Here is a 12,433-nt window from a genome sequence, read left to right as displayed (position 1 = left end):
ATGCCGATGACATTCCTCCGTGCCGAACACCAGATCATCGCAGACCTGCTCGGACGCATGGACCATCGACTCCTGCTGGACAGCAGATGCTGGTTCGGCGGCGGAACCGCGATCGTGCTCCTGACGGGAGAATATCGCCGGTCGCTGGATGTCGATTTCCTCTGCTCCAGCCCCGACGGATACAGGGACCTCAGGAATGCCGTGGTGCGCTCTGGACCGAAGGCGCTTTTTCCTGAAAGCGCCGTCGGCCTGCGCGAGCCGCGCATGGACCAGTATGGCGTCAGGATGTTCCTGGACTATCGGGGGCTGCGCATCAAGGTCGAGATCGTGCGCGAGGCAAGGATCGACGTCGACGGCCGGATGGACCCCGTGCTGAAGGTGCCGACGCTGCATCGTCACGACCTGTTCGCGGAGAAACTCCTTGCCAATGCCGACCGCTGCATGGATCGCAGCGTGGCCTATCGCGATGCGATCGACCTCGGCATGCTTCTGAAGGCCTATGGCGGCATCCCCGGGATCGCGCTGGAAAAGGCCATCGGGGCCTATGGAGCCGATATCGAGCGCAAGGCGGTCTGGGTCGTGAACAGGCTGCAGGACCGGCAAGAGCTTCTGCATGCGGCCGAGGCCCTTCAGATGGACCACGCCGTCGCGACCGACGCCATAGAGGCTCTCAGGCGCGATTGCCGCCGGCTCTGGCCGCAAGCGCTGATCGGCGACGGCCAGTCCGGCGCCGGCGGGATCCGGGACTGACGCGGCGCCGGTGGCCACAGGGCCGATGTCGGCGCGGAGCCCGAGTGCAGGTCCCCTCCGCCCGGAAACCGGAGGGGACCTGCGCATCGTTTGCGGGCGAGACCCCCGCCTCTACAGCTTGCCGGCGCGCTGCTGGATCATCATGAAGGTGTCGAAATTGTACTCCGCCACCTGCGTCCACAAATAGTGATCCTTGCGGAAGGCGACGATCGATTCCCAGATCTTCTTGAAGTCGGCGTTGGAGGCCATCATCTCGCCATACACCTCGTTGGCCTTGTCGAAGCAGGCCGACATGATCTCCTGGCTGAACGGGCGCAGTTGCGCGCCGTTGGCCACCAGCGACTTCACCGCCGTCGGGTTGAGATAGTCGTATTTCTGCAGCATGTCGGCGTCCGCCGCCTGGGCAGCCGTGCGCAGCAACGACTTGTAGGCTGGCGACAGTTCCTCGTACTTGGCCTGGTTGAACATGAAGTGCACGGTCGGGCCGCCTTCCCACCAGCCGGGATAGTAGTAATAGGGCGCGACCTTGTGGAAGCCGAGCTTCTCGTCGTCATAGGGGCCGACCCATTCGGCGGCGTCGATGGTGCCTTTTTCCAGCGCCGGATAGATGTCGCCGCCGGCAAGCTGCTGCGGCACCACGCCCAGCCGCTCGATGACCTTGCCGGCGAAGCCGCCGATGCGGAACTTCAGGCCCTTGAGGTCGTCGAGCGTGTTGATCTCCTTGCGGAACCAGCCGCCCATCTGGGTGCCGGTGTTGCCGCCGGGCAGCGCGAACAGCCCCTGCTTGGCCATGAACTCGTTGTACAGGTCGATGCCGCCGCCATGGTAGTGCCAGGCATTGCGGCCGCGCGCGTTGAGCGCGAAGGGCACGTCGGAGCCCAGCGCCCAGACCGGGTCCTTGCCCCAGTAGTAATAGCCCACCGTGTGGCACGCCTCGACGGTGCCGGCGATCGCCGCGTCGGCGGCCTGCAGGCCGGGCACGATCTCGCCGGCGGCGAAGACCTGGATCTGGAAATTGCCATCGGTGGCCTCCGACAGCATCTTCGACAGCACCTCCGCACCGCCATAGATCGTGTCCAGCGACTTGGGGAAGGACGACGCCATGCGCCAGGTGACCTTCGGATTGCTCTGCGCGACGGCAGGCGCTGCCAGCGTCGCCGCCGCCGCGGCGGCACCCATGCCGGTCGCACCGGCCTTCTTCATGAACGAACGGCGATCCACGAAATTCCTCCCTCTTTCAAATCGACAGGCTATTTTCAAATCGACAGGCACGACCGGCCGCAGCGATCCCCCCTCGGTGGAACGTCTTGATTTCCCACGGCCGCGAGGCAAGACAATACACGCCGAAGGCATCGAGTCCAGCGCCGGAGACGATTTCCGGCGGGCGCCCGGCCGGCTGAACCGGCCCTCCCCGGCAGCCCTGCGACTATAGTCTGACGCGGCTTGCGGCAGCGCCCCGGCAAGGCGGCCGAAGCACCGGCGCGGCCGTGAAACCCGGCATGGAAAAACCGCCGCCTGTCGACTATGTTGTGTGCCAACGACCCCGCATCGCCTCCGGAAACCAGAAATGCATCAGCCGCTCGTCGCCGTCTCCACCGATGTCCGCCAATTCGAGAACTACACCTGGCATGCGGCGCCCCGGCAATATCTGGAAGCCGCCATTTCGGGCGCCGGCGTGCTGCCGCTGCTGGTGCCCTCCTTCGGCGAGAGACTGGACCTCGACCACCTTCTGTCCGTCGTCGACGGCGTGATGCTGACCGGCTCGAAATCCAACGTGCATCCAGGCCTCTATGGCGGAGAGGCCGGCGAGGCCAACGGCCCCTATGACGAGGACCGCGACGCCACCACGCTGCCTCTGATCCGCAAGGCGATCGAGCGCGGCGTGCCGCTTCTGGCCATCTGCCGCGGCATCCAGGAGATGAACGTGGCGCTGGGCGGGACGCTCGCCACCGAGATCCAGGAACGCGAAGGCTCGCTCGACCACCGCGCCCCCGTCAGCGACGACCAGAACGAGCGCTTCGCCATCCGCCAGAACGTGTCCATCAAGCCCGGAAGCTGCCTGGCCGGCGTGTTCGGCGCAGGCGACATCATGGTCAATTCCGTGCACCGGCAGGCGGTGGACCGGCTGGGAGCGAAGCTCCAGGTCGAGGCCGTGGCCGAGGACGGCACGGTGGAGGCCGTATCGGTGAAGGGGGCGCGCGCCTTCGCCGTCGGCGTGCAGTGGCATCCCGAATACTGGGTGAAGTCGGACTCCGCCTCGCAGAAGGTCTTCAGGGCCTTCGGCGACGCCGTGCGCCAGCATGCGGCGGCGAAGGCGGCATCGAGGGCCGCGGCGGAGTAGGCTTCCCCTACTTCGCCTTCACATGCACGGTCTCGGGCACCGGCGTCAGCGCCCGCCCCTGCGAGAACCACGAAACCAGATTGTCGACGCACAGGTCCGCCATGGCGCGGCGCGTGTGCACGGAAGCCGAGCCGATATGCGGCAGAAGCACCGTGTTGGGGGCGTCCAGCAGCGCCTGCGGCACGTTCGGCTCGTCGGCGAACACGTCCAGCCCGGCGGCGGCGATGGTGCCGTTCGCCAGCGCCGCGGCGAGCGCGTCCTCGTCCACGGCCGAGCCGCGGCCGATATTGACCAGCACGCCCTCCGGGCCGAGCGCCGAAAGGATCTCGGCATTGATCGCCTTCAGCGTCGCCGCCCCGCCCGGCGCGATGCAGATGAGCGTGTTGACCGCCTCGGCCAGCCCCTTGAGCGTGGGATGGTAGGCATAGGCCACGCCCTCCGCCCGGCGCCGGTTGTGATAGGAGACCGAGACCCCGAAGGCCTCCAGCCGCCGCGCCACGGCGAAGCCGATGCGGCCGAGCCCGAAAATGCCGATGCTGCGGCCGCGCAGGGTGAGCGGGCTCAGCGGATAGTTGCCCTTGCGCACCCAGTTGCCGTCGCGCAGCCAGCGCTCGGCGCGCGGCAATTCGCGCAGCGTCGCCAGCAGAAGCGCCAGCGTGGTGTCGGCCACCTCCTCCGTCAGCACGTCCGGCGTGTTGGTGACCATGACGCCGTGGGCGCCGGCATAGGCGGCATCCACCCCGTCATAGCCGACGCCGAAATTGGCCACGATCTCAGCGTTCGGCAGCGCGCGCAGGAAATCGGGCCCGACGAACGAGCCGCCGATGGCCGGCGAGGCGGCGATGCCGCGCACCGTGTCGCGCAGGTCCGCCGTCACCAGGGCCGGGTCGATCCGGTCGATGGCGACCAGGTTGAAGGTCTTGCCGATGCGCGAGACGGCATGCTCGTGCAGCTTGCCGGGCACGAGAATGGAAATGGAGCGGAGATCGAGGGTCATGGCAGGTTCTTCTGTGGCGGTGAAGGAATTGTGGATCGGCGGACGCGTCAGGGTCGCTCCACGGGCCGGCCCGTGGACTGGCGCACATGCAGTTCCGGCTTGATGAGTTCCTGGGAAGGGCGCACGGCCTGGCCGTTGAGCTTGTCCAGCAGGGCGCTGGCGGCGCGGCGGCCCACCTCGCGCTGGCCGTTCCACACGGTGGTGAGCGCAGGCGTCGCGATGGCCGCCTCCTCCAGGTCGTCATAGCCGGTGACGGAGACGTCCACGCCCGGAACCAGCCCGGCGCGGGCGATGCCGTTCATCAGGCCGATGGCGACGAGGTCGTTCCAGCAGCAGGCGGCTGTGGGCTTGTCCTTCAGCGCCAGGAACTGGCTGGCCGCCTCGAATCCACCCTGCTTGGTGCGCGGCCCGGCGATGCGCCAGGAGGGCCGCACTTCCAGCCCCGCCGCCTCCATGGCGTTGACATAGCCCTGGTAGCGGTCGCGGCCGGTGGAGGTCTGGTCGGTGCCGCCGATCATGACGATGCGCCGGTGGCCGAGCGAGATCAGATGGTTGGTGGCGAGCGCGGTGCCGTAGGCGTCGTCGCCGCGGAAGACGGGCACATGCGCCTCCTCGACGTCGCGGGCGATCAGCACCGTGGGCAGGCCGTTCTCCTGCGCGGTCAATATGTCGGAGGCCGGCGTGTCGATGGCCGGCGACATGATGACGCCGTCGGCGCCGAGCTGCAGCAGCGTGTCGATGAAGGTGCGCTGCTTTTCGAGCTGGTCGTAATGGTTGGAGAGCAGGAAGGTCTGCCGGCTGCGGTCCAGCTCGTGCTCGATGGAGCGCAGGATCTCGGCATAGAACGGGTTCATGATGTCGTGCACGACGACGCCGACGATGCCGGAGCGCGAGGTGCGCAGCGAGGCGGCGCGGCGGTTGTAGATGTAGCCGATCTCGCGCGCATGCTCCTTGATGCGCTCGCGCGTCGAGCCGGCGACCAGAGGACTGTCGCGCAGCGCCAGCGAGACGGTGGCGGTGGAGACGCCGAGCGCATCCGCGATGGTGGAAAGCTTGATCTTCTGTGCCAGAGCCCGCCTCCGCCCGGACCTAAATTGTTTAAAATGTTTAAAAGCGGCTTATGCCACCGTTGCGGACGGAGTCAAAGCTTTTTCGCCAGCGCGCGGGTCTCGGCGGCCAGCGCCGCGCGGTTCCTCACCCTCAGCCGGTGCTCGCGGTGGACGATGTAGAGACCGCTCATGACGATGATGGCGGCGCCGACGAGGGTCCAGCCGTCGGGAAGCTGGCCGAAGACCAGCCAGCCGGCGCCGATCATCCACACCATCTGGAGATACGGATAGGGCGCCAGCGCCGTGGTGGTGGCCAGCCGGTAGGCCTGGATCAGCATCCAGTGGCCGACGCCGCCGAACAGGCCGAGGGAAAGCAGCACCGCCCACACGAACGGGTCCTGCGGCAGCGAGACGGTGAAGGGCAGCGTGGGCAGCAGCAGGACCACCGGCGCCAGCCCCGAATAGAGGATGAGGCTTTCGGACGTCTCGGTGGCCGACATGCGCCGCGTCATGATGACATAGAGCGAATTGGACAGCATCGCGCACAGCGCATAGGCATGGCCGATGCCGAACACCCCGACGCCCGGCCGGGTGATGACGAGCACGCCGGCGAAGCCGACCAGGATGGCCAGCCAGCGCCGCAGCCCGGCCCGTTCGCCGAGCAGCGGGCCGGCGAGCGCGGTGATGACCATCGGCCCGAAGAAATAGATCGAGGTGGTTTCGGCCAGTTGCAGCGTGCGCAGCGCCATGAAGTTGAAGATGGTGGAGCCGAACAGGAAGACGCTGCGCAGCACGTGGGCGGACAGGTTGCCGGTGCGGAAGCGGCCGAGATGCCGCCAGCCGCGGAACAGGATCATCACCAGCACGACATGGACGAGGAAGCGCATCCAGGCGATGAAGAGGGGCGCGATGGAGGCCAGCACCAGATATTTGCTGCCGGTGTCGAGGAAGGTGAAGAAGACGTAGGCGAAGACCATGTACAGGATCGCCGCCGGCGAGGTCGCCACGTCATATTGTCTTTGGGGAGCTTGCACGCCTGAAACCGGACCGTGGGAAGAATGCTGCCCGGTATTTGCGGGAATAGCGGGCGGGAAGCAAGGCCCGGCGCCGCCACTTTCATTCGGCCAGGACAACCCGGTTCGTGTCAGACGCAGGTGCGGGCCCTGTCGATCATCGTGCGCAGCACGCCGTCGGGGTCTTCCTGCCACCAATGGTCGCGCGAGAAGATCTCCACCTCGACCAGCCCGTCATAGCCGGCCGCTTCCACCTGCGCCCTGATCGCCGCAATGTCGATGACCCCGTCGCCCATCATGCCGCGGTCCAGCAGCAGGTCGCGCGTCGGCACCAGCCAGTCGCAGACATGGAAAGCCAGCAGGCGCTCGCGCCCGGCGCGCGCGATGCCGGCCGGCAGGTCGGGGTCCCACCAGACATGATAGACGTCGAGCGCGATGCCGACACCCGCGCCCAGTTCGTCGCAGAGCGCATTCGCCTGCGCCACCGTGTTCACGCAGGAACGGTCTCCGGCATACATGGGATGCAGCGGTTCGATGGCCAGCGGCACCTTCGCGGCGCGCGCATGGTCCAGCACGGCGGCGATGCCGTCACGCACCTGGGCGCGGGCGCCGGCAATATCCTTCGAGCCTTCCGGCAGCCCGCCAACCACCAGCACCAGGCACTGCGCACCGATGGCGGCTGCCTCGTCGATGGCCCGCCTGTTGTCATCGATCGCCTGCCGGCGGCCCTCGGCCGTCGCTGCCGGGAACATGCCGCCGCGGCAGAGGCCGGTCACCGTCAGGCCATGTCCGACGATCAGCCGCGCCGCCTCCTCGACCCCGCAGGCAGCCAGCATGTCGCGCCATGGCGCGATGCCGCCGATGCCGTGACGGGCACAGCCTTCGATGCATTGCCGCAGCGTCCAGCGCTGCCGCACGGTGGCGGTATTGAGCGACAGGCGCGCCGGCTCGATCATCGGCTCACACCCCGACGCCGCGCTGGCGCATGACCAGCGCCATGCGCTCGGCCGCCCGTTCGGGATCAGACAAGAGGCCCGCCCTGTCGGCCAGGCGGAACAGCTCGGCCAGATGCAGCGTGGAGCGCGCGCTTTCCTGGCCGCCGACCATGGTGAAATGCGCCTGGAAGCCGTTCAGCCAGGCCAGGAACACGATACCGGTCTTGTAGAAGCGCGTCGGCGCCCGGAAGATATGGCGCGACAGCGGGACGGTCGGCGCGAGAATGTCGCGATAGGTTTCCATGTCGCCGGCGGCCAGCGCATCGAGGGCGGCGGCGGCGGCCGGGGCGATGGCGTCGAAAATGCCGAGCAGGGCATGCGAGAACTGCCCGTCGGCACCGGCGATCAGGGCGGGATAGTTGAAGTCGTCACCCGTATACATGCGCACGCCTGCGGGCAGACGGGCGCGCATAGCGATCTCCTTGTCCTCGCTCAGCAGCGACACCTTGATGCCGTCGACCTTGTCGGCATGGGCGGCGATGATGTCCAGGCAGACATCCATGGCCCGCCAGTGGTCGTCATGGCCCCAGTAGCCGGCCAGCGCGGGATCGAACATCTCGCCCAGCCAGTGCAGGATGACGGGTTCGCGCACGCCCGACAGGATGCGGCCACAGACATGGGCATAGTCCTGCGGCCCCTTCGCGCAGGCCGCAAGCGCCCGGCTGGCCATGAGGATGATGCGGCTCCCGGCGGCTTCGACGGCGGCGCATTGCTCCTCATAGGCTGCGATCACCTGGTCGAGCGTGAGGTCGGGGCGCGGCGCGAGCTGGTCGGTGCCGGCGCCGGAGGCGATCAGCGCGCCGGGGCCGAACGACCTGGCCTCGGCGACGGAGCGCCGGATCAGCTCCAGCGAGGTGGGCCAGTCCAGCCCCATGCCGCGCTGGGCGGTGTCCATGGCTTCGGCCACGCCGAGGCCGAGGCTCCACAGATGGCGGCGAAACGCCATGGTCGCTTCCCAGTCGGGCGCCGATGCCAGCCACGGGTTGACGTCGGCCAGCGGGTCGGCCGCCACATGGGCGGCTGAATAGGCGATGCGCGTGCGCGGGGCCGAAGCCGGCGGCCCGAAGCGCCTCGGCGGCGACAGGCGGTAGGTTTCGAGGGCGCCGTCGGCGCGCGGCAGGATGACTTGTGAAGTCATGGCGCTTTCCCTTTCGAGATGGTCCGGGTGAGCATGGCGTCGATCAGGCGGCGCGTGGCGACGATGTCCTCGCCGCAGACCACGGGCGCACGATCTTCGTCGATCGCCTGCAGGAAATCGGCGATCAGGGCGCGATGCGCGTCATGCGCGAAGGCCATGGGGTCGGCGCCGCTGCCGAAGGCCTGCTCCTGACCGACCGTCTCGGTCGAGCCGTCGTGGCGATGGAGGCTCAGCATGCCGCCTTCCAGCCGGGCGGTGCCGCGAGCGAAGACCAGATCGATGGATTCAGAAAAGCCCGGGAAGCAGGCGGTGGTCGCCAGGATCATGCCCGGCGCCCGCGCGCCGAAAGTGGCGAGCGCGGCGACATGGTCCTCGGTCTCCATCCGGTGCATCGCCGTGGTCGACACGAGCGAGGAATGGATTTCGACGCTGCCGACCAGGGCGCGCAGAAGATCGAGCGTATGGATCGCCTGCGTCAGCAGGACGCCGCCGCCGTCGCGCGCCAGCGTGCCGCGGCCCGGCTCGTCGTAGTAGCTTTGCGGGCGCCACCACGGCACCAGGCATTGGCCGGCCGCAAGCGGCCCGAGCCCGCCCTCCGCGACAAGCTCGGCCAGCCGCATGAAGGCCGGGCGGAAGCGGTGCTGGAAGACGACGCCGAGCTTGCGCTGCCGCGCCTTGGCGAGCGCCTGCAGCGCCTCAGCATCGGCGGTCACCAGCCCCACCGGCTTCTCGACCAGCAGGTGCCTGCCGCTTTCCAGGATGCGTGTGCCGAGATCGCGATGGGTTGACGGCGGCGTCAACAGGATGACGGCCTCGACGCGCGCGTCGGCAAGCACGGCGTCGATGTCGGTGGTGGTCGGGAACGGATATTCGGCCGCAAAAGCCTGGCAGCGCGCCTGCGACTGGCTGACCGCATAGAGCACGTCGGCCGAGGCGGACAGGTCCGTGAGGCTGAGCGCATGCGGGCGTACCGCAAGCCCGAGTCCGATGATGGCAATCCCCCTGCGTCTCATGCGGGCGTCCCCACGCCGAAGAAATCGCAGATCGCCTCCACCTGCCCCTCCAGCATGCGGATGCCCGGCTGGGTCGCGCAGCCGCGTTGCGCGGCGGCCTCCAGCAGCGGCGAGACGACAGGCTTCAGAATGACGTCGACGACCAGCGCCGAGGGCGAAAGGCGCGCGGGATCGACCGGATAGGGGTCGGACGGCCGCATGCCGAGCGGCGTGCAGTTGACCACCACCTCGAAGCCTTCCGGGTCGGCGGTGCCGGCTTCCACGGCAAGGCCCGGCTGCGCCCTGCTCAGGCTGGCGACCAGTTCCGCCTGCCTTTGAGGATCGATGTCGAACAGGCGCAGGCGCGAGGGACCCTCGTCCGCCATGGCGTGGGCGACCGCCCTGCCCGCCCCACCGCCGCCGACGATCAGCACGCTCTTGCCGCGCACGCCGTGGCCGGCCTGCGCCAGGCCCCGGATGCAGCCCTTGCCGTCGAAATTGTCGCCGACGAGGCGTCCGTCCGGGAGCCTGCGGATGGCGTTGACGGCGCCGATGCGGCGACCGCTGTCCTGCACCTCGTCGATCAGCTCCATGACGGAGATCTTGTGCGGCACGGTGACGACGATGCCGTCGAGATTGCCGAAATGGCGCAGCGCCGCCAGCGCCTGCGGCAGGTGCTCGGGCGTTACGTGCAACGGCACCAGCACGGCATTGGCGCCGCGTCGGCGGAAGGCCTGGTTGAACAGGCGCGGCGAGCCGGCCTGCGCGATCGGATCGCCGACGATGACATGCAGCCGGGTCTCGCCCGAAAGCGGCAGCGGCAGGCCCGGAATATCGGGGATGTCGTGAAATGCCTGTGCCTTGTCGTTCATCGTGCAGTTGCCTTGCGTTCGAGGAAAGCGCCTACGCGCGTGCGGCATTCTTCGGTGTCGAGCACGAGCGAGGCCAGCAGCCGCTCCAGCCGCAGCGACTGGCGGATGGGGTGATCGGCCGCCTCGCGCAGCACCTCGCGGGCGAAGCGGATCGCCGCCGGGCTGCGCGCGGCAATGCCCCGCGCCACGGCCATGGCCTCGTCCAGGACGCTTTCGGCTGCGCATACGCGCGCGGCGATCCCGAAAGTACCGGCCTGCGCGCCCGTAAGCGACCTTCCGGTCAGGATGAGATCGGCCGCCAGCGCCCGCCCCGCAAGCTGCAGCAGCCTTTGCGTGCCGCCCTGCCCGGCGATCACGCCGATGCCTGTTTCCGGCAGGGCCAGATGCGCGTCTTCGGCGCACACGATCATGTCGCAGGAAAGCGCCAGCTCGAAGCCGCCGCCCACGGCATAGCCGCGCACGGCGGCGATGGTGGGCTTGCGCGCATGGGCAAAACGGTCGAATTCCTCCAGCCAGTCGTCCAGAACAGCTTGCGCCGCCGTCATGCCATGCACTTCGGCGAGATCGGCGCCGACGGAGAAATGCGTCGGCGTTCCCGCCACCACGATGGCGTGGATGTCCGCCATGCGCTCGGCCTCCAGCAGCGCGCCGACCAGATCGCGGGCAAGCTGCCGTGACAGCGGATTGCCCCGCTTCGGCCGGCCGGTCATGGTCAAAATCCGGACCGGTCCTTCATCCCTGACTTCAAGATGTTCGCTCATGTGCCGAAATACTCCGCTTTCATGCGGGCCGGGTCGCGCACGACCGGGGTGAAATCCATCCGCTCGAGAATGTCGCGGCGGATATCGATGCCGTCGGCGACTTCGATCAGTTCCACGCCGTCGGCGACGAGACGGAAGACCGCCCGCTCGGTGACGTAGACGACCTCCTGGCCCCGCTTCAGCGCCTGAGGGCCGCTGAAGGTGACCGCGCCGACGTCATGGACGAGCTTGCGGACCTGGCCGGGTGTCTCGACCCGGATACCGCCCTCGCCGATCGCCAGGCGCGCGCCCTTGGTGTCGAACGTGCCGCAGAACACCACCTTGCGCGCGTTCTGGGTGATGTCGATGAAACCGCCGGGGCCGATGAAGTCGCCGCCGAGATGGCTGACATTGACGTTGCCGAGGCGGTCGCACTCGGCCATGCCCAGGAAGGCGATGTCGAGACCGCCGCCATGGTAGAAATCGAACTGCTGGGTGGCGGCCATGATGGCGTGCGGGTTCACCGCCATGCCGAACAGGTTGCCGATCAGCATGGCGCCGCCATGGATGCCCTGCTCGATGGTCGTCCAGTATTTCGCCTGTGCCCCGCGCTCGGAAATGATCGCCGCGACGCCGGCCGAGGCGCCGAAGCCGAAATTGACCGTGGCGCCCTCGCGCAGTTCAGCCGCCGCGCGCAGCGCCAGCACCCGCTTGACGCCTTCCGACGCCTCGTCCGAGGCCGGCAGCGCGGTGGTGCGAAGCAGGCCCGCCAGAGCCGGATCGTAGCCGCCCCTGTAGGTCTGTTCCTGGCCGGGGCTGACCACGACCCTGTCGACGAAGATGCCGGGCACCGCCACCTCGCGCGAGGCGAGGCTGCCCGGCTGCACGCAGGCGCGCACCTGCGCGGCCACCAGCCCGCCATTGTTGTGCGCCGCGAGCGCAGCGGCGTAGGTGTCGAGGTCGGCCGGTTCCTCGCGCAGCGAAAGATTGCCGAGCGTGTCGGCATAGGTGCCCTTGAGCAGCGCCACGTCGATCTTCAGCGGCAGGTAGCGCAGGAACGTCTCGCCGCCGACCTCGATCAGCTCGACGATGTCCTGGCGGGCGGCGGCATTCACCTTGCCGCCTTGGCGGCGGGGATCAACGAAGGTGTCCAAGCCCGTCCTGGTGATAAGGCCGGGACGCCCGGCGCCGCTTTCACGCAGCAGCAGCGAGATGACGCCGCCGGGAAGCGAATAGGCCTCGATCTTGTTGTCGCGCGCCAGATCCTGCATCGGCCTGGACCATGTCCAGTGCCCGCCGATGACCCGCCTGACCATGCCTTCGTGGGCGAAGCGGTTGGCTCCGCGCTGTCCGCGGTCGCCGAAGCCGAGCGCGTGGACCAGCGTGAGGTCGCGCGGGTGGCCGGTGGCGAGGAAGCGGGCCTCGATCGCGGCGAAGATGTCGTCCGGCTCCAGCAGGCCGCCGCCGGAGGAGGCGACGGCGATGACGGCACCGTCCCTGATGGCGGCCGCGACCGCCTCCGGTGTCTGAACTTTGTCCTGCACGG

General features: G+C 68.4%; 12 protein-coding genes. 2 read left to right on the top strand and 10 right to left on the bottom strand.

Features of this window, described 5'->3' with window-relative positions:
* Positions 1-6: 6 nt before the first annotated feature.
* Positions 7-750 carry a nucleotidyl transferase AbiEii/AbiGii toxin family protein gene (locus tag ACTDI4_RS07605; protein ID WP_442840569.1) on the top strand — a complete coding sequence of 248 codons (744 nt, stop codon included), beginning with the start codon at positions 7-9 and terminating at the stop codon, positions 748-750.
* A gap of 111 nt (positions 751-861) precedes the next feature.
* Here the strand turns inward: ACTDI4_RS07605 and ACTDI4_RS07600 are convergent, their stop codons facing one another.
* Entirely contained in the window at positions 862-1,971 is a 1,110-nt protein-coding gene (locus ACTDI4_RS07600; protein WP_442840568.1) for a TRAP transporter substrate-binding protein, read from the bottom strand.
* 346 nt (positions 1,972-2,317) lie between these two features.
* On the opposite strand from ACTDI4_RS07600, the gene ACTDI4_RS07595 reads away from it, so the two are divergent.
* Positions 2,318-3,091: a gamma-glutamyl-gamma-aminobutyrate hydrolase family protein gene (locus ACTDI4_RS07595; protein WP_442840567.1), complete on the top strand. Its 774-nt coding sequence runs from the start codon at positions 2,318-2,320 to the stop codon at positions 3,089-3,091.
* A 7-nt stretch (positions 3,092-3,098) separates the two neighbouring features.
* Here the strand turns inward: ACTDI4_RS07595 and ACTDI4_RS07590 are convergent, their stop codons facing one another.
* The 9 genes from ACTDI4_RS07590 to ACTDI4_RS07550 form a co-directional block, all read right to left on the bottom strand.
* The gene (locus tag ACTDI4_RS07590; protein ID WP_442840566.1) at positions 3,099-4,088 is read right to left on the bottom strand and encodes a 2-hydroxyacid dehydrogenase; all 990 of its coding nucleotides are present in this window, start codon (positions 4,086-4,088) and stop codon (positions 3,099-3,101) included.
* A 47-nt stretch (positions 4,089-4,135) separates the two neighbouring features.
* Positions 4,136-5,158 (bottom strand): LacI family DNA-binding transcriptional regulator, encoded by a 1,023-nt coding sequence (locus tag ACTDI4_RS07585; RefSeq protein WP_442843293.1) that lies wholly within the window; start codon positions 5,156-5,158, stop codon positions 4,136-4,138.
* A 71-nt stretch (positions 5,159-5,229) separates the two neighbouring features.
* Positions 5,230-6,114, bottom strand: a complete 885-nt coding sequence (locus ACTDI4_RS07580) for a DMT family transporter (RefSeq protein ID WP_442843292.1) — start codon at positions 6,112-6,114, stop codon at positions 5,230-5,232.
* Between the two features lie 167 nt (positions 6,115-6,281).
* Positions 6,282-7,103 carry a sugar phosphate isomerase/epimerase family protein gene (locus ACTDI4_RS07575; protein ID WP_442843291.1) on the bottom strand — a complete coding sequence of 274 codons (822 nt, stop codon included), beginning with the start codon at positions 7,101-7,103 and terminating at the stop codon, positions 6,282-6,284.
* 7 nt (positions 7,104-7,110) lie between these two features.
* Positions 7,111-8,283 (bottom strand): dihydrodipicolinate synthase family protein, encoded by a 1,173-nt coding sequence (locus ACTDI4_RS07570; protein ID WP_442840565.1) that lies wholly within the window; start codon positions 8,281-8,283, stop codon positions 7,111-7,113.
* Complete coding sequence (locus tag ACTDI4_RS07565; protein ID WP_442840564.1) at positions 8,280-9,296, bottom strand: Gfo/Idh/MocA family protein; 1,017 nt, start codon at positions 9,294-9,296, stop codon at positions 8,280-8,282. The genes ACTDI4_RS07570 and ACTDI4_RS07565 overlap by 4 nt, the downstream gene beginning before the upstream one ends.
* Positions 9,293-10,147 carry a shikimate dehydrogenase family protein gene (locus ACTDI4_RS07560; protein ID WP_442840563.1) on the bottom strand — a complete coding sequence of 285 codons (855 nt, stop codon included), beginning with the start codon at positions 10,145-10,147 and terminating at the stop codon, positions 9,293-9,295. The genes ACTDI4_RS07565 and ACTDI4_RS07560 overlap by 4 nt, the downstream gene beginning before the upstream one ends.
* Positions 10,144-10,908 carry an enoyl-CoA hydratase/isomerase family protein gene (locus tag ACTDI4_RS07555; protein ID WP_442840562.1) on the bottom strand — a complete coding sequence of 255 codons (765 nt, stop codon included), beginning with the start codon at positions 10,906-10,908 and terminating at the stop codon, positions 10,144-10,146. The genes ACTDI4_RS07560 and ACTDI4_RS07555 overlap by 4 nt, the downstream gene beginning before the upstream one ends.
* On the bottom strand, positions 10,905-12,431 hold the full coding sequence (locus ACTDI4_RS07550) for an acyl CoA:acetate/3-ketoacid CoA transferase (RefSeq protein WP_442840561.1): 1,527 nt from the start codon (positions 12,429-12,431) through the stop codon (positions 10,905-10,907). Before ACTDI4_RS07550 ends, ACTDI4_RS07555 begins: the two co-directional genes overlap by 4 nt.
* Between the last annotated feature and the right edge of the window lie 2 nt (positions 12,432-12,433).

The organism is Mesorhizobium sp. PUT5 (genome assembly GCF_052216645.1).
Lineage (GTDB): Bacteria > Pseudomonadota > Alphaproteobacteria > Rhizobiales > Rhizobiaceae > Mesorhizobium.
The sequence above is the reverse complement of the archived record's forward strand: the minus strand, read 5'-3'. Positions and strand labels throughout refer to the sequence as shown.